This window comes from Pontibacter rufus, assembly GCF_015694705.1.
Lineage (GTDB): Bacteria > Bacteroidota > Bacteroidia > Cytophagales > Hymenobacteraceae > Pontibacter > Pontibacter rufus.
This window is the reverse complement of sequence record NZ_JADQDR010000005.1, coordinates 185,435-206,829: the sequence shown is the minus strand read 5'-3', so window position 1 is coordinate 206,829 and position 21,395 is coordinate 185,435. Positions and strand designations below refer to the sequence as shown.

Annotated in this window: 18 protein-coding genes; 6 read left to right on the top strand and 12 right to left on the bottom strand. The window is 49.5% G+C overall.

Going from position 1 to position 21,395, the window contains the following annotated elements; translation table 11 throughout:
* Positions 1–4: 4 nt before the first annotated feature.
* Positions 5–556: a 2'-5' RNA ligase family protein gene (locus I2I11_RS10505; RefSeq protein WP_196267661.1), complete on the bottom strand. Its 552-nt coding sequence runs from the start codon at positions 554–556 to the stop codon at positions 5–7.
* Positions 557–889: 333 nt separating this feature from the next.
* On the opposite strand from I2I11_RS10505, the gene I2I11_RS10500 reads away from it, so the two are divergent.
* Positions 890–2,815, top strand: a complete 1,926-nt coding sequence (locus I2I11_RS10500) for an ATP-binding cassette domain-containing protein (protein WP_196267660.1) — start codon at positions 890–892, stop codon at positions 2,813–2,815.
* 670 nt (positions 2,816–3,485) lie between these two features.
* On the opposite strand, the gene I2I11_RS10495 is transcribed toward I2I11_RS10500, so the two are convergent.
* Complete coding sequence (locus I2I11_RS10495; RefSeq protein ID WP_196267659.1) at positions 3,486–4,511, bottom strand: SDR family oxidoreductase; 1,026 nt, start codon at positions 4,509–4,511, stop codon at positions 3,486–3,488.
* Between the two features lie 171 nt (positions 4,512–4,682).
* Here I2I11_RS10495 and I2I11_RS10490 point away from each other — a divergent pair, with 171 nt between their 5' ends.
* Complete coding sequence (locus I2I11_RS10490; RefSeq protein ID WP_196267658.1) at positions 4,683–5,162, top strand: vitamin K epoxide reductase family protein; 480 nt, start codon at positions 4,683–4,685, stop codon at positions 5,160–5,162.
* Between the two features lie 92 nt (positions 5,163–5,254).
* On the opposite strand, the gene I2I11_RS10485 is transcribed toward I2I11_RS10490, so the two are convergent.
* A complete protein-coding gene (locus I2I11_RS10485; RefSeq protein ID WP_196267657.1) occupies positions 5,255–5,899 on the bottom strand; it encodes a hypothetical protein in 645 nt (214 codons plus the stop codon).
* A gap of 215 nt (positions 5,900–6,114) precedes the next feature.
* Between I2I11_RS10485 and I2I11_RS10480 the strand changes: the two genes are divergently transcribed.
* The gene (locus I2I11_RS10480; protein ID WP_196267656.1) at positions 6,115–7,656 is read left to right on the top strand and encodes a vitamin K epoxide reductase family protein; all 1,542 of its coding nucleotides are present in this window, start codon (positions 6,115–6,117) and stop codon (positions 7,654–7,656) included.
* Positions 7,657–7,676: 20 nt separating this feature from the next.
* Here the strand turns inward: I2I11_RS10480 and I2I11_RS10475 are convergent, their stop codons facing one another.
* The 7 genes from I2I11_RS10475 to I2I11_RS10445 form a co-directional block, all read right to left on the bottom strand.
* Positions 7,677–8,729, bottom strand: a complete 1,053-nt coding sequence (locus I2I11_RS10475) for a hypothetical protein (protein WP_230680055.1) — start codon at positions 8,727–8,729, stop codon at positions 7,677–7,679.
* A gap of 274 nt (positions 8,730–9,003) precedes the next feature.
* On the bottom strand, positions 9,004–9,609 hold the full coding sequence (locus I2I11_RS10470; RefSeq protein WP_196267655.1) for a TlpA family protein disulfide reductase: 606 nt from the start codon (positions 9,607–9,609) through the stop codon (positions 9,004–9,006).
* Positions 9,610–9,760: 151 nt separating this feature from the next.
* Positions 9,761–10,174: a DUF6691 family protein gene (locus tag I2I11_RS10465; RefSeq protein ID WP_196267654.1), complete on the bottom strand. Its 414-nt coding sequence runs from the start codon at positions 10,172–10,174 to the stop codon at positions 9,761–9,763.
* 18 nt (positions 10,175–10,192) lie between these two features.
* The gene (locus I2I11_RS10460; RefSeq protein WP_196267653.1) at positions 10,193–10,750 is read right to left on the bottom strand and encodes a YeeE/YedE family protein; all 558 of its coding nucleotides are present in this window, start codon (positions 10,748–10,750) and stop codon (positions 10,193–10,195) included.
* Positions 10,751–10,851: 101 nt separating this feature from the next.
* On the bottom strand, positions 10,852–11,655 hold the full coding sequence (locus I2I11_RS10455) for a sulfite exporter TauE/SafE family protein (protein ID WP_196267652.1): 804 nt from the start codon (positions 11,653–11,655) through the stop codon (positions 10,852–10,854).
* A gap of 147 nt (positions 11,656–11,802) precedes the next feature.
* Entirely contained in the window at positions 11,803–12,450 is a 648-nt protein-coding gene (locus I2I11_RS10450) for a Crp/Fnr family transcriptional regulator (RefSeq protein WP_196267651.1), read from the bottom strand.
* 107 nt (positions 12,451–12,557) lie between these two features.
* Positions 12,558–13,895 (bottom strand): MBL fold metallo-hydrolase, encoded by a 1,338-nt coding sequence (locus I2I11_RS10445; protein WP_196267650.1) that lies wholly within the window; start codon positions 13,893–13,895, stop codon positions 12,558–12,560.
* 435 nt (positions 13,896–14,330) lie between these two features.
* On the opposite strand from I2I11_RS10445, the gene I2I11_RS10440 reads away from it, so the two are divergent.
* The 3 genes from I2I11_RS10440 (at position 14,331) to I2I11_RS10430 (ending at position 20,024) form a co-directional block, all read left to right on the top strand.
* Positions 14,331–18,965: an alpha-amylase family glycosyl hydrolase gene (locus tag I2I11_RS10440; RefSeq protein WP_196267649.1), complete on the top strand. Its 4,635-nt coding sequence runs from the start codon at positions 14,331–14,333 to the stop codon at positions 18,963–18,965.
* A 356-nt stretch (positions 18,966–19,321) separates the two neighbouring features.
* On the top strand, positions 19,322–19,651 hold the full coding sequence (locus tag I2I11_RS10435) for a hypothetical protein (RefSeq protein WP_196267648.1): 330 nt from the start codon (positions 19,322–19,324) through the stop codon (positions 19,649–19,651).
* A 151-nt stretch (positions 19,652–19,802) separates the two neighbouring features.
* Positions 19,803–20,024 carry a hypothetical protein gene (locus tag I2I11_RS10430; protein ID WP_196267647.1) on the top strand — a complete coding sequence of 74 codons (222 nt, stop codon included), beginning with the start codon at positions 19,803–19,805 and terminating at the stop codon, positions 20,022–20,024.
* An 89-nt stretch (positions 20,025–20,113) separates the two neighbouring features.
* Here the strand turns inward: I2I11_RS10430 and I2I11_RS10425 are convergent, their stop codons facing one another.
* Both I2I11_RS10425 and I2I11_RS10420 read right to left on the bottom strand, forming a co-directional pair.
* Positions 20,114–20,959 (bottom strand): arsenite methyltransferase, encoded by an 846-nt coding sequence (locus I2I11_RS10425; protein WP_196267646.1) that lies wholly within the window; start codon positions 20,957–20,959, stop codon positions 20,114–20,116.
* Positions 20,960–21,011: 52 nt separating this feature from the next.
* Complete coding sequence (locus I2I11_RS10420; RefSeq protein WP_196267645.1) at positions 21,012–21,344, bottom strand: ArsR/SmtB family transcription factor; 333 nt, start codon at positions 21,342–21,344, stop codon at positions 21,012–21,014.
* Positions 21,345–21,395 lie beyond the last annotated feature (51 nt).

The following is a 21,395-nucleotide window of genomic DNA, read 5'->3' as shown; positions in this document are numbered from 1 at the left end:
AGGGTCAGATAATAAGCTCCCGGCGCCCAAACCTGAACTCTTCTTCCTTAAGGAAAAAGTCGCCACTCTTTTGCAGGATCGTCAGGTTATGGATTTCGATTTCCCAGTTAAAATTAAACTGGCACAGAAAAGATAAAACCGGCCCCAGCATTTCGGGCGTGGTGTCGCCGAGGGCCAGCGAAATGTGCGGCAGCCACAGGTTGGGATTATAGAATACCCCCATTTCAGAGCTCATTTCTGAAATGTCGCGGTGAAGCTTGGCGTGCAGCTTGTTAACAGGCGGCGTGCGCAGCACGGGGATGTATACCACCGGGCTTTTCCCCGGAAACACGCCCAGGCCTGTGGTGCGCACTTTAAAACTGAGTGTTTCCAGGCATACCTGGTCCAGGTACTGCTTCAGTTCATCCATATCCGGAATCTCGGCGGTCAAAAGCGTCAGGTGCGGATATGGCGTCATTTTAACTCCCGTCAGCCCAAATTTCTCCTCCAGCAGTTCGGTCAGATCAGACACGCGCGCTGAGTGGATTTCGTCTAAAAGCGAAGTAATCGCAATCATATATATTGCTGTGAAGGTACTGTCAGGTAAGATTTAATGCTCAAGTATGCACGCTACTCCAGGTATAAACGGGCGATAGCAGCTTATGTTTAGCACTATGCCGGTGCTTAAAATGATAAAAACCTACTATACCTCAAGCCCCGGCTTTACGGCGTAGTATGGCAAAGGTCGGAACAGGATATAGCCGCACACTGCAAGGTAAATTTAAAATGCCTAATTCCCGAAAGTATAAGCTAAATGTTTCTGTGTGCCGGGTTATGGCATTGCGGCCTAGTCTTTTATCGCTATGGTAAAATTAAGTACCTTTGTGCTTCGTATTTCAAACAGCCTGACATGATTTCCATAAATAACCTTAGTTTCCACTTCGGCAGCCGCCCCATGTATGACGAGGCCAACCTGCACATCAAACCAAAAGATAAGATTGGCCTGATAGGGCTGAACGGAACCGGGAAATCCACGCTGCTGCGCATTATTGTGGGCGAGTATAAACCTGATGGCGGTAGCATACAGATGAGTAAGGAAACGACCATCGGATTTCTGAACCAGGATCTGCTCAGCTACGAAACGCATGAGAGCATCCTGTCGGTAGCCATGCAGGCCTTTGCTGAGGCCATGAGCCTGCAGGGCGAAATTGACAAGGTGCTGCTGGAGTTCGAAAATAATTTCCATGATGACCTGGTAGACAGGCTGGCGAACCTGCAGGAGCGCTTCGAGGCTTTGGGGGGCTATACCATGCAGGCCAATGCCGAAGCCATACTGGAAGGCCTTGGCTTCAGCACCGAAGAACTGCAGCAGCCGCTGGCTTCTTTTTCGGGCGGATGGCGCATGCGCGTAATGCTGGCCAAAATCCTGTTGCAGCAACCTTCGCTGCTCCTGCTCGATGAACCTACCAACCACCTGGACTTGCCTTCTATCAAATGGCTGGAGTCTTACCTGGAGCGCTTTGAGGGAGCAGTGGTCATTGTATCGCACGACCGGGAGTTTCTGGACAGAACAACCAACATGATTGTGGAGGTAGCCAACAGCAAACTGAATGTATACGCGGGCAACTATAGCTTTTATGTAGAGGAAAAGGCGCTGCGCAACGAAATACAAAAAGGCGCTTACGATAACCAGCAGTCGCAGATAAAGCAGGCAGAGCGTTTTATTGAACGTTTCAAGGCCAAAGCATCCAAAGCGAAGCAGGCCCAGAGCCGCCAGAAGCTGCTCGACAAAATGGACAGGGTAGAGGAGGTGGCCCCGGAATCAGCTAAAGTAAATTTCAGCTTTAAATTCAGTACGCAGCCTGGCCGCCACATTTTCCGGCTGGAGCATATGAGCAAGCGCTACGGCGACAAGCTGATTTTCAGAGATACCAACGTGCACATCGAGCGCGGCGACAAAATTGCGCTGGTTGGAGCCAATGGAAAGGGCAAGTCTACGCTGTTGCGCATTATTGCCGGCACCGAGCCCATTCAGGGAAACCGCGAGTTGGGACACAACGTAATTATGTCGTTTTATGCGCAGCACCAGCTCGAATCGCTGAACGTGGAAAATGAGGTTCTGCAGGAACTGCAGCAGGCGGGTTCCAACAAAACGGAGATGGAACTGCGTACAGTTCTGGGTTCTTTTCTTTTTACAGGCGAGGATGCTTTTAAAAAAATAAAAGTACTGTCGGGTGGTGAAAAAAGCCGCGTGGCCCTGGCCAAAACGCTTATCTCGCAGGCCAACTTCCTGATGCTGGACGAACCGACCAACCACCTCGACATGCAGTCGGTCAACATCCTGATTCAGGCGCTGGAGCAGTATGAAGGTACGTTTGTGGTTATCTCGCACGACCGGTTTTTTGTAGAAAATGTAGCTACTAAAATCTGGTACATCGAGGATTATCAGCTAAAAGAATACCCCGGTACTTACCACGAGTATGAGCTGTTTCAGGAGCAGCGCGAGAAGGAGGCCAAAAAAGCCGCCGCTATCCCCGCAGCCAAACAGGAAGAGAAGCAAAAACAGCCCCGCGAAAAAAGCGATTACGCGCAGCTGAGTAACCAGCTAAAGCAGGTGAATAAGCTGGTGCGGGACGTAGAGAAGCAGGTATCGGACCTGGAGCAGGAACAGGCCAGATACGAAACCAAACTTGCAGATCCGAAGGTATATGCCAATGTGAGCCTGTTGGAGGAAACTTCGCTAAAGTTAAAAGCTGTGCAGAAGGAACTGGCTGTGCAGCAACAGAAGTGGGAAGAACTGATGCTGGAGGCGGAGCAATTGGAAGCAAAAATGTAGTGACAAAGCAAAATAACCTGTGTTAAAAAAGAAGCGGTAACTGTATAATATGCAGTTACCGCTTTTTGCTTAAAGGCACAATTCCCTGCATCAGATTAAATCTATTTAAAATTTAAATATTTATGAAATTAGATTAAGCTTAAACAGAATGCTTTTATAATTGTGCCTGTCTTTAGTCATCTCCAATCAAAGTTTCAGAAATAAACTTATTTTAAATTTAATGATTTTAATTTAAAAAAATTGTAATTGTTACTAAACAATATATATTTGCACTACGTAATATAGCAACAACCTAATTGAAAAGCGTGGTTGTAGGTAAGCTTTTATTCGGTGCAGGAAATTGGCGGGTTGCCGGTAGAATAAGGGTAAGTCCGGATACTTAATGGAGAACAATACTTTTACATACGCGAACCCAACATCTGAACCCAATGAAAATACTTTTACTCAAGGCATTTCTTTTCGTTTTCACGCTTGTATTATTTGCCTCCTGTCAGCAACATACCTGTCCGGCATACAGCAATGTAAGTTTCAAACAGGTTAAAAAGGCTACTTTTCTGGCAGACAGATCGCACCGATAAAAGTATATTAAACGGTTGTATCCGTTTAATTAGAAACCCTGACAAGGCATGGGGGTGCCTTGCTCAGGGTTTTGTTTTTGCTATCACTGCGGCTAGTCGTCGTCCCGTTGATTTTTTGAAAATATAGTTCCTGCAATAATTCCCCCGAGGATTGCAGCTCCAGCCAGAATTTTATTGCGGTTCATGCTCAGCCATAGTTCCGGGCTGAAATCTGCGGCATGTTCACCAAAGTTACCATGTGCGCCATGATCGCCGGGGATAGGTTCCCATAAGTTGTTCGGCTTGTTCGGGTCGGCCGGTACATCCGTTTGCTGACCATCAAAACCAGTTTTAGCCAGTACGTAATCAGCAAACCAAGGCGCTATTTTATTACCCACGATAGCTTCCACGGTCGGATAACCAACAAATACTTCACGGCGGCCATCTTCTGCAGCAAACAGGATAGCCCTGGCCGCTACTTCGGGCTGGTAAATTTTCCCCATCGGCCTAGGCTTGTTGGGCAGGCGCGATTTTACAAATCCAAACTGTGTGGTATTCATGGCCGGCAGCTGCACCATACTTAGTTTTATTTTGCTCTTGTCGTGCAGCAGCTCTGTTTTCAGCGAATCAAAGAAACCCTGAACGGCATGTTTGGAGCCGCAATAAGCCGATTGCAGGGGAATGCCTCTATAAGCCAGGGCCGAGCCCACCAGCACAATAGAACCTCTGTTGCGGGGCAGCATTCTTTTAAGCGCAGCCAGGGTGCCGTATACCTGGCCCAGGTAAGTTACCTCGGTTACGCGTTTATATTCTTCGGGCTTCATTTCCTTTACCGGGCTAAAAACGCTGTTCATGGCATTGTTTACCCATACATCAATTTCGCCCAGTTCGAGTTCGGTTGCGGCGGCAGCAGCTTCCACAGCTTCGGCGTCGGCTACATCTACTACAAAATAAACTGCTTTGCGCCCTACAGCTTCCACTTCTCTTTTTGCGCCTTCCAGCCCTTCCAATCCTCTTGCCAGCATTGCCACATCATAGCCGTTTTTAGCGAACTCGCGTACTGTTGCTCGTCCCAACCCGGCTGAAGCGCCTGTTACTACGGCTACGCCGCGTCTTTGTGTTCTTTGTTCAGTGTCCATTATTAATAGTTTTCATAATTTAGTAAAGAATAATCCTTTGTTAATCGTACGCCTTATATTCCTTCCGAGTTTAATAAGCGGCTGCAGGGCACATAAGCTTACCTTCATAAATCCGGCAATTAACTATAGCCGGCACACTGGCGTACATACAAAAACTATAAGCAATCTACTATGGAAAATGAACGCACCCTTATCGACAAAATAAGGACAGAATCGGGTATACCTGCGCATGCCCGCCGGCAGATAGCGGCGCTGGCTGCTCTGGGCCTGGTTGATTTCAGCCTGATTTCGTTGTTTCAGATGGGATACATTAAAGATTTGCCGGACTTGCCGGGCAAATTGTTCGACACCAAAAAAGTAAATACCTCGGAAGATGCAGTTTTGCTCGGTTTGCCAGACGGCGTGATAAGCCTGGGTGGCTATACCGCTACCATTCTGCTGGCCATGGCTGCTACCAGGTATAAAAAGCAGTCGCGCCTGCTGGATATGGCACTGGCAGGAATACTACTCGGCCAGGCCGCGGGCGCAGCGCAGTACCTGGCGAATATGACTTTTGTGCAAAAGAAAATATGCATTTACTGCGTGGCGGGCGCCGCTATAAACTTTGCCGCCCTTAGCCCCTTGCGAAAATTATTAAAATTCAGAGATTAAAGCCGCTGCCAGGCAGTAAAGTATAGAATGGATTTCCCGAAACGGAAATCCATCTTATCCTTTGTTATTTCAATATAGCAGATGCTATCCTTTCAGGAGGCATCCCCGTTATCCTGCAGGTGCACCAGGTAGGAGGTCAGCTTGTCCCACTGAATTTTTTGAACCTGCGCCCAGCCGCCTTCTGCTACCAGCGTGTTCAGCATTGGCCTGTCACCGGCATCCTCTCCCTTGTTATTGATTCCTTCATTTTTTCCGATCTCAGAGCCAATGAGGGTATTGCCCTGCAGCTCTACCCGGAAAGTACTGCTTGCTTCTTTGACAAAGAAATGCTTTACCGCCGCTTTATCTTCTCCGGCCTCTGCCTGTCTATCAGGTTTTTTGCTGGGATGCACCACAAACTCCGCGATGTTTTCCTCCTCTCTGATATCTGTAACCTCTACCCAGTTATCGATGGTGGTGGCGGGCAGCACAATCCCGATAAAATAACCTGTCTCCGGCTTTTTTTTATCTGATTTGTTGCCCTGCCGGTCATATAGCGTAAAAGTTGATGTCAGGCCTTTTAAATTATTCCAGCCATTTACATCGAAAAGCTTTTGCCTGGCCAGTTCGAAATGGTGACGGGCCGTATCCGCATCAGGGTATTCGTTTTTATTGGTATAGGTTTTGTCCTTGGTTTCATCGCCTTTCAGCACTTTCACCTCTTCCTTTACCTTATCTACTATTTTTTTAAGATCCATAGCTTGCTCCTGTTATCAGCGTTGAAGTTCTGCTTACGTTCCGGATACAGGCGATGTTAAGCCATGGATGCTTTATACAAAGCTTTTACAGGATTTGCCCTTAAAGTTATATAATTCACACTTGTTTTGTCCTGTTTCTGGCTGATTCGTATACTTGAGAAGCGCCCCGTTATCTTTTATAGCAATAATACAGAAGATGAGTTAAGCCAGGCATTATGGATCAGAAGAAGCAACAACAGCACCAGGACGGACAGCAAAACAAACATACCGGCATGGGCATGCGGGGCGTAACCAGGCCAATGGCTGAAAAGCAGGTACAGCAGCAGATGCAGGGAAATGGCAATATGCACAACATGACACCAGAGATGCGCCAAAAAATGCTGCATATGCACCACATGCAAACCCTGTGGGTGTACTGGATGATAATACTGTTGGGAGCCTGGATGGTGCTTTCGCCGCTCACCTTTGATAATGGCATCGGTACGGGGCAGCCTTCCGGCGGTCGTGAAGTATGGCTTTCACTGGACAACCGCATCCTGGCTATGAAGTGGAGTGATATCATCAGCGGGGCGTTGCTGCTCTTTTTCGGGTGGCGCGGATTGACGCCTAATCGCCCGATCAGCCTGTGGATCTGCTGCTTTGTGGGTATCTGGCTCACGATGGCACCGCTGCTGTTCTGGTCACCTACGGCAGTTGCCTATCTCAATGATACCTTGGTAGGTGCCCTTATCATTGCCCTGACTATACTTATACCGGGGATGCCGAACATGATCATGTACATGAAGATGGGCCCTGAAACACCCCCGGGCTGGAGCTACAATCCCTCCAGCTGGCCGCAGCGCTGGATCATGATGGTGTTGGGATTCCTCGGCTGGGTGGTGTCACGCTATCTGGCAGCTTACCAGCTGGGTTATATCGATACTGTCTGGGACCCTTTTTTCGGGGGCCAGACGGAGCAGGTGCTGAACTCAGCCATGTCGCATTCGCTGCCGGTATCTGATGCAGGGCTTGGGGCCATTGCTTATACTTTCGAGTTTCTGATGGGCTGGATGGGCGGGCCTTCCCGCTGGCGCACGATGCCCTGGATGGTCGCCATTTTCGGCATCCTGGTGATTCCGTTGGGCTGTGTGCACATCTTCCTGGTGATCAGCCAGCCGGTGATGGTAGGCGCCTGGTGCACGTTCTGCCTGCTGGCCGCAGCCATTATGATACCGATGATACCGCTGGAGGTGGATGAAGTGATTGCCATGGGGCAGTTCATGAAAAAGAAAGTAACCCAGGGCGAGAGCTCCTGGAAGGTGTTCTGGAAAGGCGGCACTATCGGGAGCGATGCCAAAGATGAGGCGCCTGATCTGATGATGTTTCCGCAGCAGCCCGGGGCCGTATATGCCTCTTCTATTTGGGGTATCAGCTTCCCCTGGACACTGGTTGTATCGATGCTGCTGGGTATAGCTTTGGTGGTTGCTCCCGGTCTTTTCGGAGTAGGCATACAGGAAACCGTAGCAGATATTTTCCATCTCAGCGGCTCCCTGATGGTGGTGGTGTCTGTCTTTAGTATGGGTGAGCCGCTGCGCATCGGCCGCTATCTCAATATCCTGTTAGGACTTGTAGTGGCCGCTGTGCCTTGGTTCTTAGAAGACGTGCCTACGGCACTAAGTATAACAGGGCTGGGGCTGGGCTTAGCTGTAGCAGCCCTGGCATTGCCACTGGGTGCTAAAACGCAACGCTATGCCGGTTGGGATGACTACATCAGATAAGCTGCTGCGCCATGTTTTATCTATAAGACCTTGCATTGCACGGTACCGTCCTCTTCCCAGAGGCACAAGGTTTTGCCATTAGCCAGGGTATAAACTTTTGGCCAACTGCCTTTGCCCAACGCCGAGGTAGTGTTCGTGCTTAAGTTCCACAGCTTGATTTGCCCTTTGTCCTGCCATGCCGCACTGGTATGAGCGCCATCCTGCGCCAGCGTGCAACTTCTGCCGGTGCCTATTTTCTGCTCCGGCTGGTTTGCCTGGCAATAGAAGATATCGCCCTTACGCTGCCACACGGAACTTACCTGGCCTTTTTTACCAATTGCTATACCGCCGCCATCCATGGGACAGCCCTCCAGTTTCCAGGTTCCCTCACCAAACTTTTGAGGAGTCGTAAAGGTTTTTCCCTTGTCTGTGGAAGAAGTATAATAGATGTCCCTGGAGCCGTTCAGCCAGTTGCGGAAGGAGATAGTAATTTTATTATCCCTGGTGGCGATATTGGGCTTACAGCATTCGCATACATGCTGGTCAGGAGAGACGTAGACCAGTTTGTTTGCTGCCCAGGAGGTTTTGGCCGGATTGAAGGAAGAAAAGTATACTTTGTTTTTCTTATTTCCCCTGATGTCCAGCCACACGGCATAAAAGGTATCGTTATTGTCAGCTGTCAGCGCCATCAGCCCTTCCGGTGCCGAGCCTTGCAAATCATTGACATTGGCCGCTGCAGTCCATTTGTTGCTGCCGTGGTTTAATTTGTAAGTATGGATATTGCCCGCTTTGTCCATGGCCGTGATGAGGCTGTAGTTTTTGGAGGAGGCAATCTGCGGCCCTCTTGACATGCCCAGGTGCATATCGGGCAGGGTGGCTACTTTATCCGGCTCCGAAAAGCTTCGCCCGTTATCCGTAGAGAACATCGTATATATAACATCATCCTTCCCGAACACGACACGGATGGTGCCTTTGGTATCAATGGCTGCGTTTGGCTGTTCGCCGTCCACTACGCCGTTGCCGGCCAATGCTGTTGCAGCGCTAAACAGGACGGCCCAGCAAAGGAGCAGGCATGTTTTCAGGAGTAGCTTCATGTTGTTTATATCAGGTTAGGTGATGATTCTATAAGTATGGGTATTTGAAAAGGTTAAGTATAGGGACAAAAGAAAGCAGGACAAAGGACAAAAGACCTGAAGTATAAAGTTGACTATACCTTCATCATTTGTACTTGCCTGAGCTCTTTTATACTTATACCTCCTTCTGTACGGTTACTGAAATATCTCAAAGGTATAAAATTTAATAGTTTGGGAAAAGCCGCTTGGGCGGCTCGGTAGAGGTGTAGCCAGGATATCTGGCAAACCGGTGGAATTATTTCACCATACTCTGCAGGAATTCCTGGACGTCTTTGGTGTCGTACTCGGCCATACCTTCCTGCTTCGCTACAATTTTTCCTTCCGGCGAGATGATGAAAGTAGTAGGTATGGCGTTGCTGTAGAACTCCTGCGGGAGCGGCCCGGCCGGCATGTATACCGGAAAAGTAAAGCCTTTCCTGCTGATGAATTTCTGCACCTTGTCCATACCTCCTTCATCTACCGACAGCATCACAAAAGCAATTTTGTCGGAACCCACTTTCTCATACAGCGCCTGAATGTTGGGCATTTCGGCAATACAGGGCGGGCACCAGGTCGCCCACATATTCATGAAAACCACTTTGCCTTTCAGGCTCTCAAATGGCACCGTTTTACCATCAAGGCGCATCATCTGAAAACTGGCACCTGCCACGGGCAATGTTTTTGCTTTTGCAGCGCCTGCCGGTTCAGGCACATCGGCATTCCTGATGCCGGTAGCCAGCAAAATGCGCTGTACCTGCCCGATAACCTCTGTGTGCAGCCCGGTGAAGTATAAAACGCCAAAAACTGCCAGCAGAATGGCCCATCCGGGAATTTGTTTTAAAATATCTTTAATATTCTTCATCTTTCATCTGTTTGATATAGCAACCATGGATAAGCACCGGAAGGCAGCACTACTCCGCATTAAATTATAGAATAATTCCCTTATCTGCCACCAGTTCGATTCATCAGCAAAAGTACAACCGGGCGAATCCTTATTCGGCAGGAGACTTAACCTAATGCGGAAGCCTGTCGCGGATCAGGCCATAGAAGTAAGTTCCTGCGAGGGCACCTGCTATGGCTAACAGGAAGGACAAGTAACCGTATCCTAAATTCACGAACAAGGGACCGGGACAAGCGCCGGTGAGCGCCCAGCCAAGCCCGAAGATGATACCACCAATCAGGTAGCGCGGCACAGACTTTTCTTTTGGAGTGAATACGATTGGATTGCCTTCGTAATCGCGCAGCTTATACTTTTTGATTATAAAAGTAGCTATGGCGCCCAGCACCACGGCCGTACCAATGATGCCGTACATGTGGAACGATTGGAAACGAAACATCTCCTGAATCCTATACCAGGAAATTGCCTCCGACTTCGTCATCACGATGCCGAACAGAACGCCGGTAAGCAGGAATTTTATACCTTTCATACTACAAATAATTGATTGTTAAAATAGCAATGGCAACAGCACAAAAGTTGTAAACAGGCCGCCGATAAAGAAGCCGATGACAGCTATCAGCGAAGGCAGTTGCAGGTTTGATAAACCGCTGATGGCATGCCCCGATGTGCAGCCCCCGGCATAGCGCGTACCAAAGCCAATCATAAAGCCACCTAATAATAGTATAAGAAAGCTCCTGACGCTGAAGAGCGCCTCCAGGCTAAAAATTTCTTCCGGCTGTAAGCCATCCGGGGCCGAGATACCCAGTTGTTGCAGATCCTGAACAGTTGCCTGCGAAATTTGCACCGCCTCACCGGTGGAAAGGAATTCGGAAGAGATGAAACCACCCAGTATGGCTCCCACCAGAAAAAGCAAGTTCCAGGTTTGGGATCGCCAGTCGAAGTCGAAGAAGGGAATGTTTTTGCCGGCCCCGCAGGCCGCACACATAATGCGCAGGTTTGACGAGAAGCCAAACGACTTTCCGAAAAATAGCAGCAGGATCATCACCAGCGCAATAACAGCGCCCGATGTGTACCATGCCCAGGGTTGTCTTATTAACTCTAACATATCTGTTTCATTTATACTTTAATGTTATCTTTTGTTTAATGCCTGCAGGAACCTCAGCGCAAATGTCAAACAGCTCCCGCTTTAATAAGAACTATACTTTATCAGGAGAGAAATATTTCTTTTATAAGGATGTAAATGCCCATCAGGAGCACGAACCAGCCAAAGCCATACTTTAATTTATAGGCGGCAATGCGGTGGGAGAGGGCAGTACCTGCAAAAATACCCGCTACCGAAAGCATAGAAAACAGTATCAGAAATTTCCAGTCGATGCTGTAGTTGAGTATGTCGCCTGCAAACCCGAACAGCGAATTAGCTGAAATGATGAGTAAGGATGTTCCTACAGCCATTTTCATGTCCAGCTTGCTGAACAGCACCAGCGCCGGAATAATTAAAAAACCGCCACCGGCCCCAACTAAACCAGAAATCAGCCCTACCAAAACACCCTGCACCAGTAAAGCCGCCGTGTTGGGCGTATGATTATCCGCTTTTTCATCAGCAGGTTCAGGTTGCCTGCCCTTCCGAATCATGCTGAATGCAGCAAAAATCATCAGTACTGCAAACAGAAGCATCAGCAGCAAATCTTTGGTAATCACCAGCGAGTTGAAAGTGGCAATGTGTTGCGGTATAGCCGGTATCACAAAGCGGCGGGTCAGGAATACGGTTACCAGGGAGGGTATGCCGAAAATAAGCGCTGTGCGGAAACTGACTAAATCTTTTTGATAAAAACGATAGCTGCCCACTAAGCTGGTAGTGCCCACCACAAAAAGCGAATATGCCATAGAAATAACAGGGTTGAGGCGCAGCAGGTACACGAGAATGGGCACCGTGAGAATGGAGCCGCCGCTGCCCGTCAGGCCCAGTGAAAGACCAATCAGTAAAGCTGCTGTATATCCGAGTACTTCCATCTGGTATGATATGTATAGGTTATCCGTTGCAAAAGTACCGGGTAAGTACAGGCGGCACAGTGACTCTTGTCACACACGTATATTTATCGGCAATATTAAAGAATAGCAGGAGCAGGAAAGCGGTTGCCAGGTGCTTTACCCATTATTTTATACTTTGCTGAGATCATGAAGCTGTATGTAGCTGCGGTGCAAAGTAAGCGCTCCTTTTTGTTCCAGTTTTTTCAGCAGCCTGGAGATTACTTCACGCGAGCTATTCAGTTCTTCTGCTATTTGCTGGTGCGACAGCCGTACTTCAGGGCCGATTGCCTGCAGGTGACGTTTCAGGTAAAAAAGCAGGCGCTCGTCCAGGGCTTTAAAGGCAATGCTGTCTAATGTCTGCAACAGTTCCTCGAAGCGCTGCCGGTAAGATGAAATTACAAAACTATGCCAACTTTTATACTTAGCCAACCACAGCTCAGAAAGATGAGAGGGGATAAGTATAAGTTCGGAAGGCAGCACTGCTTTGGCCATTATCTGGCTTTTCTCATTGCGTGCCGTACACATCATCGAAAGAGCGCAGCCGCTGCCAGGTTCCAGGTAATACATCAGAAACTCGTTGCCTTCATCGTCCTCGCGGTAAATTTTAAGCAGGCCGCTGAGCAGCAGCATTGTCGATCGTATAAACTGGCCCGTATGCAGGGCTTCTTCGTCTTCCTGCAGCCGTTTAAGCGTACTTTGCGTCATGATTTCATTCAGCAGCGGCTGCTCCATCTGCGGGAACATTTTTTGGAGCAGGTACTGGTGTGTGGCGTTCATAGGCAAATAGAGTAGTTGCTGTGCAAGTATACGCAGTTTAAGAGCATAAACCAGTGCAGGCATCAGGCGCCTGCGCTGGTTTATGCTCCCGGCTTGTCTTCTGAACCCTATTTAAATGTATTGATAGCTTCGCCCAGGTCGAGCACTTTGGTGTGAGGGAGCGCGGCTTCCACAATGCTGCTGCCTGCTGCCGAACGGTAGCCGCCGGCACAATGTACCAGCACCGGCTTGTCTGCAGGAACCTCTTTTGCCCTTTCACGCAGCTCCGGCAGCGGAATGTTAATAGCGTCTTTAAAGAAGCTTTTTTCCTTTACCTCCGTCCTGTTGCGTACATCCACGATGGTATATTTGCCCTGATTGGCTTTGAAGTCGCTTACATCCAGCGGAGGTGTGCTTTCCGGCGCTTCGCCGCCAAGTATAAATGCTCCTTTGATGTTTGATTCGTAACCTATTTTGGCAGCTTTGGCAATCAGTTCGTCCAGTTCCCGGTTGCTGGCGGCTGCCAGATAGAATTCTTCGCCGGGTCCAACAATACTGCCGAGCCAGGTTTCGAACTTACCGCCGTTCTGTATGTTGATGGCGCCTTTGTAATGGCTTTGCTTGAATATTTTTTCGCTACGGGCATCTACAAGGAGCGCTCCAGGCTTAGGTTTATAGTTCTTTTCCAGTTTTAGAACGGCAGCTATACCTGATTTATAGGCAGCGGCTCCTTTTTTATTCAGATCTACATCGTACCCAAAGTATTTAGGTATAAAAGGCTGATCGGCTGTCAGTATCTCCATAAATGCATCTTCGCTCATATGCTGCAGGGCATAGTTGCTCCTCTTTTCTGCGCCAAGGGTGCTGCTGTTGGCATCACTTAGCGATTTGCCGCAAAGCGTGCCTGCGCCGTGTGCCGGGTACACTATTACCTCATCTTCCAGTTTCATCAGCTTGTCGCGGGTGCTGCGGTACATCTGCCGCGCCAGTTCCTCCCTTTTTGCAGTAATGTTGCCGGCATTTTCCCGTAAATCCGGGCGTCCTACATCCCCGATAAAAAGCGTATCGCCGGTGAAAACAGCTTTGTCCTTACCCTCATGCTCCAGCACAATGCAGATGCTGTCGGGCGAGTGGCCGGGCGTGTGCAGCGATTTCAGCTTTATTTTTCCGAACTGTAATTCAGCCCCTTCATCAAATGCCTCATGCGGATAATCGGCTCCTACCAGGCTATGAGCATAGATTTTTGCCCCCGTTGTCTGGTGTATCTCCAGGTGTGAACTGACAAAGTCGGCATGCTGATGCGTTTCAATAACAGCTACAATTTCAGCGTTATTAGCCGCTGCATAATCATAGTATGGCTGCGGGTTTCGGGCCGGGTCGATAAGCACGATTTTGCCTGCGCATGTGCTTAAGATGGCATAGGAATAGTGGGCCAGGCCCTTGTCTTCAAATTGTTGGATCTTCATGCTATAATAACTTGGATTAGCAGGATGTGTTATACTTAGCCGGACACGTCTGTAGCCGGGAGAAGCCAACATACCTCTGCGGTTTATGCATACAAAGGTAAGGTAGAAATATACTTTCTACAGTGACATTAGTCACACAGAAAAGTGACAGGTTTACGGCAATTTCTGCTACACTGCAAAGTGCTGCAAATATACCAGGATAGGCGGGAAGGCGGTGGAGAGAAGCGACGGAAATAATTTAGCATTATATTAAAATATTAAACTTTTTTATATAATTATTTGTAAATTACTCATCCTTTTCTGGCTTCTATACTCTGCAACGTATTGCTTTGACAGGCTTGCTTTATCCTCAGGAGGCCCAGGAAAGATGTAAATGAAAAAACGATACTTGGTATAACAATCCGGAACAAATCATTCACTTCTAATAACTACTGCATGAGAATTTTTACGCTTAAACTTACCCTCCTGCTGTCTTTCCTGCTGATGGCCACCCTGGGTATGGCGCAGGATATCTTTCCGACTGTAGGCATCATCGGAACAGCCACTACCAAAGGCTGGGACGCTTCTACCCCCATGAAGCTGGCCAATGCCGGCGACCTGCACCAATGGACCCTTACGTTGCAACTGACTCAGGGCGAAGCCAAGTTCCGCGCCAACGATAGCTGGGATGTGAACTGGGGCGGCTCCGAATTTCCGTCAGGAACTGCCAGTCGCAATGGCGCTAACCTTCAGGTGCCCGCGACAAGCTACTACACTGTAACGTTTAATGACGTAACCGGAGCTTACCGCTTCGAGGCCTTTAATCCGGCTGTTTATGCAACGGTAGGTTTAATCGGGGATGCACTGCCAAGCGGCTGGGGTGCTTCTGTGGCAATGGTAAAAGATGCCGCAGATCCGCATCGCTGGACATTGGAAAACGTTTCTCTCAGCCAGGGTGAAGTAAAATTCAGGGCAAATGATAACTGGGCTGTAAGCTGGGGAGGCAGTAGTTTCCCGGCAGGTGCCGCCATCCAGAACGGGCCTAACATTGCTGTAAAAGCCGGTAGCTATACGGTAACCTTTAACGATGTTACAGGCGAATACCTCTTTCAGGATCTGAACCCGGTAGTATATCAAACGATAGGCATCATCGGCACTGCTACGTCCAGGGGGTGGGATGCTTCCACGCCTATGACACTTGTAGCGGCCGGAGATCCGAATAACTGGGTGCTAACAACCTTCCTCCAGGCCGGGGAACTGAAGTTCCGCGCCAACGATAGCTGGGAAGTGAGCTGGGGTGGTTCCGGCTTTCCGGGCGGCACCGGCACATCCAGCGGGTCAAACATCCAGGTAACCGAAAGCGGCTACTATACCATCCGCTTTAATGACCTCACCGCCGCTTATTATTTCGCAAAACTGAATCCCGTCGCTTACGAATCTGTCGGCATTGTGGGGGCTGCTACCGCAGGTGGCTGGGATGCCTCTACGCCTATGGTAAAAGGAGCAGACGGCCATACCTGGACCCTGGCAAACGCCAGCCTGACGAGTGGCGGCGCCAAGTTCAGGGTTAATAACAGCTGGGACGTGAACTGGGGCGGCACTACTTTCCCTGCCGGGGTAGCTGTCCAAAATGGCCCCGACATTCCCGTCGCCGGAGGCACCTACACGATTACCTTCAATGATGTTACGCGCGAATACGGGTTCGACGTGCTAAGTGGTACGACGGATGGCATTGTGGTGCTGAGCCCGGCGCTGCCAACAGCCGACGAGCCTGTAACTATCATTTATGATGCCGGCAAAGGTGTTTCCGGGCTGCAGGGCGCCGGCAAAGTATACCTGCATTCGGGCGTGGTGCTCTCAGGATTTGATGGCACTACCTGGAGCAACGTAGTGGGCAACTGGGGCCAGGATGATGGTGTGGGCGAAATGAGCCCGGTAGCAGGGGAGCCCAACAAGTGGCAGATTACGCTACCCAGTATAAGTGCCTACTATCACGTGCCAGATGGTGCGCCCGTGTTCCGGCTGGGCATGGTATTCCGCAATGCCGACGGCACACAAATCGGTAAATCCGCAACCAATGGCGATATTTTCATTAATGTTGATCCGGGAGATTTTGTGCGCTTTACGGCGCCTGCAACTGCCGAAGTTTTTGGCGTAACTGGCCAGCAGCTTGCACTGCGTGCGGAGGCCTCTTCTGTTGCCGATGCGCTCAGCTTGGAGATAAACGAGGGGAGCGGCTACCAAACCGTGGCACAGGCTTCCAACAGCCAAACCCTTAGCTATAGTTATACTTACGGTACTGCCACCAGCCTGCAAATGCGGGTAACTGCCCGGATTGGGGATAAAACCATTATATCAGAAAAGAGCATTTCCATCCACGTGCGCAAGCCTAACACCATCGCCGCCCTGCCTGCCGGTATGCGCAGCGGCATCAATTACAACCCCGGCGATCCGGGCAAAGCAACACTCGTGCTGCTGGCCCCGCACAAGGAGTTTGTATATGTGGCGGGCGATTTTAACAACTGGCAGATCAGCGATGCTTACCAGATGAACCAGACCCCCGACGGTGAGTACTTCTGGCTGGAGCTAAACAACCTGCAGGCACAAAAAGAATATGTATACCAGTATTGGGTAGAGGGTACGGTTAAAATAGGAGATCCTTATGCCGACAAAGTAGCAGATCCTTTTAATGATGGTAACATACCGGCATCTGTGTATCCAAACCCTGTGGCTTACAGCAGAACCCAGGATGGAATTGCCACGGTGCTGCAAACAGGCCAGCAGGCTTATCAATGGAAGTTTCCGAAGGTAACAGGCGGCCGTCCGGCAAAAGAAGACCTCGTGATCTACGAACTGCTGGTACGCGACTTCCTTGCTTCGCACAGCTACCAGGACCTGGCAGATACCCTGACGTACCTGAAGCGCCTGGGCGTAAATGCCATCGAATTGATGCCCGTGATGGAGTATGAGGGCAACGAAAGCTGGGGCTATAACCCGAGCTACCTGTTTGCACCCGACAAATACTACGGCACTAAAAACGACCTGAAGGCTTTTATTGACAAGGCGCATGAAGAAGGCTTTGTGGTGCTGCTGGACATGGTGCTCAACCACCAGTTTGGCCAAAGCCCGATGGTGCGCATGTATTTCGACGAGGCCAATGCACGTCCTTCGGCCGAAAGCCCCTGGTTTAACCAGGAGCCGACTCACCCTTACAATGTGGGCTATGACTTTAACCACGAAAGCCCCTACACGCAACGCTACGTAGACGATGTGAACCGCTACTGGATAGAGGAGTATAAGTTTGATGGCTATCGCTTTGACCTCACCAAAGGTTTCACGCAAAAGAACAACCCCAATGATGTGGGGGCGTGGAGCGCCTATGACCAGTCCCGTATCAACATCCTGGAGCGCATGGCCGACAAAATATGGGAAACTGACGATAGTGCCTATATAACGATGGAACACCTGGCTGCCAACGACGAAGAAAAGGTGCTGGCCAACTATGGCATTATGCTGTGGGGTAACATGAACCATCCTTATACGGACGTCATCAACGGCAACACGGGCACCGACCTTAACTGGGCGCTTTCCAGCACCCGCGGCTGGGGCCAGAAGAACCTGGTTGCCTACATGGAAAGCCACGACGAAGAGCGCGTGATGGTAGGGGCGCTGAACAATGGTGGCAGCAGCGGCGATTACAATATCAGGCAGCTCGATACTGCCTTGGAGCGCATCAAGCTGGCCTCTGCCTTTTACTTCCCGCTTCCGGGGCCTAAGATGATCTGGGAGTTCGGCGAGCTGGGTTATGATGTTCCGATTGAATACAATGGCAGAACCGGTAATAAGCCCGTGGCCTGGGGCGGCGGGGATGGCCTGAACTACCAGGCGGATGAAGCGCGGGAGAAGCTCTATAAAGCGGAAGCTGCCATCATCAAACTCGTAAACGCGTATAGTAATGTGTTTGAGAAAGGCAATTTCTCCTGGACACCCAGCGGGCAGTTCCGCAGGATCAGTGTGAGCCATCCCGAAATGAATGTAACCATTATCGGTAACTTCGGCCTGTCGGAAGGAACCATGTCGCCCGGTTTTCAACATACGGGTACCTGGTACGACTTTTTCTCCGGGAAGGCCATGGAAGTAGCTTCTACAGCAAGCACCACCACCCTGGCACCCGGCGAATTCCATATTTTTGTAGACAAGCCTGTTGCCTTCCCGGAACCTGGCCTGATCCACATCTATACCCCTATTGTAATCGTGGAGCCCGGCAACCTGACTGCCCAACTGGAAGAACCTTTTTCTATAAAACTTAAGTGGGTAGACAAGGCTACAGGCGAGCAAGGCTACGTGGTGGAGCGGAAAAGCGAAGAGCAGCAGGCCTTCGAGCCTTTGGCTACTTTGAAGGAAAACGCCAGCGAATACGTGGATGCCCTGCTTGTGGATGGGGTAAGCTACCAATATCGTGTGAAAGCCATCAGTACCGTTAAGTCTGATTCAGAATGGAGCGATACGGCCAGCATTGATCTGCCGCTATTGGCCCCGGCAGGTATGGCAGCCGTGGCGGACCTGCATGCTATAGCTTTGCACTGGGAAGACCGCTCGGCGCATGAAACAGCTTACGTGATCGAGAAAGCCACGCAGTACGGTAACAGCCTGACGCCTTTTAGTATGATTGCCGAATTGCCAGCCGATGTAACTGCGTTTACCGATACACTGATCCGGCCGGGTATGCTTTACCACTACCGGGTGGTGGCAAAAGATGCAGATGAAACATCGGTTTATAGCAACGAGGCGAGTGTTCGTCCGGCAGATGATCCGCACAACAGTTTGCAGGATCAATTGGCTCGCAGTATCACCATCTATCCTAACCCAGCTTCCGGGGTGCTGACCATCAGTACAGACAGGCCCTTTTCGGATCCTATAAAATTCCAGCTTGTAAGTATGCAGGGAACAGTGCTCAGAACCTCTGAGCTTACCCCCGGCATGCTGGCAGATGTGCAGATAGATGTCAGCAAGTGGCAACAGGGCGTATATGTTTTGCAGGTTACTTACCGGGATATATCCATACGCCAACTGCTGATGGTGAAACACTAGCAATTTACTTACATGCAAAAGGGGCTGTTCCGGTATTCGGAACAGCCCCTTTTGCTTTTTGATACCGCTGCGCCATAAAAGTATTCAAAAAAATAGCAGCCGTCTTGGCATTATCGCTCTGAAGCCCAAAGAAAAAAAACGTAAGCTACCGCCTATGGCGCAACAGGGTGATAATGATGTTGACAGTTAAGCTGTATCCTTGTGCGCCAGGCTGCACGTGTGGGGCAAGGCCCTGTTTCGTTATCATATCGCATCTATGTCCGTTGATAAGTAAGCCGGAATCTTCCACCGATACGTCCGGCTTTTTGCGTATAGCAAAGTATAAAAGTATGAAGGAACGATTAACAAACATATTTATGGAAGACAAAGTAGAACTCACCTCCATGGTTACCATCCTTAACCAGCTCTACAAAGACGGTTATAAGCATAATTTTAAAGTTTCGGACGATGGGCGGCTTTGCACCCTGGATGGGCAAGAGCAGTTTACGCCGGAGCAGGTACGCATCGTGAATTTTTACCGCTTCGAGGGCGAAACAAATCCGGGCGATGAAGCTATCCTGTATGTGCTGGAGACAAACTCAGGAATAAAAGGTACTGTTTCTAACGCCTATGGCCCGTATGCCGATGAGAAAGTAGAAGCTTTTATGAAGCAGTTAGAGGACTTAGGAAAAGAGCTTGACAAATAACAGCCGGGCAGGGCTGAATAAGAGAAGTATAACAGCGGGCAATCTCATTTTTACCTGCCTCGTTTTGCCATATTTGAAGATTAATTAACCTGCTATCAGAATGTTACGTTGCAAATAGTAGACACACTCGTTTAATTTAAAAGATAACAACATGGAGGATTTATTTGCAGGATTTGGCATTTTCGCGCTTATACTAGGCCTGCTGGTATTGGTTGTTTATTTCTGGAGCATTGTTTGGTCTTACAAAGACGCGGAGCGCAGAGGGAAGCCCGGATGGCTGGTTGCTTTACTGGTGGCATTGCTGTCCTGGCCAATCAGTTTGCTGGTATGGCTGCTGTTCCGGCCAGATACAAAACAGGAGCAGCTATATTAAAGACATCAATAGCGCTTTGCTTTTGAAGCTTGTGATAAACGTATCAATTCTTTCCGGCAAACCCGCCGGAAAGAATTGATACGTTCAGTTTAGCAGCAACCGGAGCCAGGGGTGCAGCAGGCAGATGCCAGGGGTTTGTCGCCATACACCGTTATGCTGAAGATACCGGTATTGCTTTCGCGGAACCGGCGGATGCCTGCTGCATCCAGGTAATCTTTCAGTATTTCGTCCGGCACAAGTATGGCTTTCTCTTTCTGAAGAGTTATGTTTTCAAACCCGGTCTCATGTATAATCTGCAGGTATTCCGCTTTCTGAATGGCGCCGGCTACGCAACCCGCATACATTTCGCCGGCTTTTACGATGTCCTCCGGCAACTCGCCCACCAGCACCACATCCGAAATGCTGAAATGGCCGCCCGGCTTTAGCACTCGGAACATCTCTGAAAATGCTTTCTGCTTATCCGGCACCAGGTTAAGTACACAATTGCTGACAACCACATCGGCATGATTGTCCGGAAGGGGCAGGGCTTCAATCTCACCCAACCGAAATTCAACGTTATTAAAGCCCAGTTTATCAGCATTCCCGCGGGCTTTGGCCAGCATGGCTTCCGTCATGTCCACGCCTATCACTTTGCCGGTTTCTCCTGTTAAGGCGCGTGCCACAAAGCAATCGTTGCCTGCGCCGGAGCCCAGATCCACTACCGTGTCGCCTTTCCTGATCTGCGCAAATTCTGTCGGTAAGCCACAGCCTAAACCCAGGTCAGCGTCGGCATTGTACCCGTCCAGGGAAGTATAGCTATCAGCAAAAATGGCGTAATCTACGGTGCCGCAGCCGGTGGCGCCACAACAAGATGTTTCGTTTTGCTCCCTGGGCTGCAAAGCAATTTCGCTGTACTTGTCTCTAACGATTTTCTTTAATTCTTCTGCATTTTTCATAGGTTTTACACTTTAATTTATCGTAAAATTGCGATGGATAATAATAAAATTTTTAGCAGCAGGAAGTATGGCGTGGCAAATAGCCGGCAAAAAGTCCGCCCAGCACCTGCTGCGCCTGTTGCCATACCTGTGCATCAATGCAGTAGCATACCTTTTTGCCTTCCACATCGCCTTTAATCAATCCCGACTCTTTTAGCTCTTTCAGGTGCTGCGATACAGTAGACTGCGACAGCGGCAGTTCTTCAACAATATCGCCGCAAATGCAGGCCCTGCGCTCCACCAGAATCCGCAGTATGGCAATGCGGGCCGGATGCGCCAGTGCTTTGGCATACTTTGCTGCCGCTATGTCTGCCTGTGTAAAAGCCGCAGTTTTAGTTGTGCCCATCGTTTTTTGTTATCATCGCAAAATTACGATTAAAATTTAAGAAGCTAAGAA

Coding starts and splice junctions, on each gene's coding strand:
- I2I11_RS10505 (WP_196267661.1), bottom strand. CDS start 556: ATGATTGCGATTACTTCGCTTTTAGACGAAATCCACTCAGCGCGCGTG.
- I2I11_RS10500 (WP_196267660.1), top strand. CDS start 890: ATGATTTCCATAAATAACCTTAGTTTCCACTTCGGCAGCCGCCCCATG.
- I2I11_RS10495 (WP_196267659.1), bottom strand. CDS start 4,511: ATGGACACTGAACAAAGAACACAAAGACGCGGCGTAGCCGTAGTAACA.
- I2I11_RS10490 (WP_196267658.1), top strand. CDS start 4,683: ATGGAAAATGAACGCACCCTTATCGACAAAATAAGGACAGAATCGGGT.
- I2I11_RS10485 (WP_196267657.1), bottom strand. CDS start 5,899: ATGGATCTTAAAAAAATAGTAGATAAGGTAAAGGAAGAGGTGAAAGTG.
- I2I11_RS10480 (WP_196267656.1), top strand. CDS start 6,115: ATGGATCAGAAGAAGCAACAACAGCACCAGGACGGACAGCAAAACAAA.
- I2I11_RS10475 (WP_230680055.1), bottom strand. CDS start 8,729: ATGAAGCTACTCCTGAAAACATGCCTGCTCCTTTGCTGGGCCGTCCTG.
- I2I11_RS10470 (WP_196267655.1), bottom strand. CDS start 9,609: ATGAAGAATATTAAAGATATTTTAAAACAAATTCCCGGATGGGCCATT.
- I2I11_RS10465 (WP_196267654.1), bottom strand. CDS start 10,174: ATGAAAGGTATAAAATTCCTGCTTACCGGCGTTCTGTTCGGCATCGTG.
- I2I11_RS10460 (WP_196267653.1), bottom strand. CDS start 10,750: ATGTTAGAGTTAATAAGACAACCCTGGGCATGGTACACATCGGGCGCT.
- I2I11_RS10455 (WP_196267652.1), bottom strand. CDS start 11,655: ATGGAAGTACTCGGATATACAGCAGCTTTACTGATTGGTCTTTCACTG.
- I2I11_RS10450 (WP_196267651.1), bottom strand. CDS start 12,450: ATGAACGCCACACACCAGTACCTGCTCCAAAAAATGTTCCCGCAGATG.
- I2I11_RS10445 (WP_196267650.1), bottom strand. CDS start 13,895: ATGAAGATCCAACAATTTGAAGACAAGGGCCTGGCCCACTATTCCTAT.
- I2I11_RS10440 (WP_196267649.1), top strand. CDS start 14,331: ATGAGAATTTTTACGCTTAAACTTACCCTCCTGCTGTCTTTCCTGCTG.
- I2I11_RS10435 (WP_196267648.1), top strand. CDS start 19,322: ATGGAAGACAAAGTAGAACTCACCTCCATGGTTACCATCCTTAACCAG.
- I2I11_RS10430 (WP_196267647.1), top strand. CDS start 19,803: ATGGAGGATTTATTTGCAGGATTTGGCATTTTCGCGCTTATACTAGGC.
- I2I11_RS10425 (WP_196267646.1), bottom strand. CDS start 20,959: ATGAAAAATGCAGAAGAATTAAAGAAAATCGTTAGAGACAAGTACAGC.
- I2I11_RS10420 (WP_196267645.1), bottom strand. CDS start 21,344: ATGGGCACAACTAAAACTGCGGCTTTTACACAGGCAGACATAGCGGCA.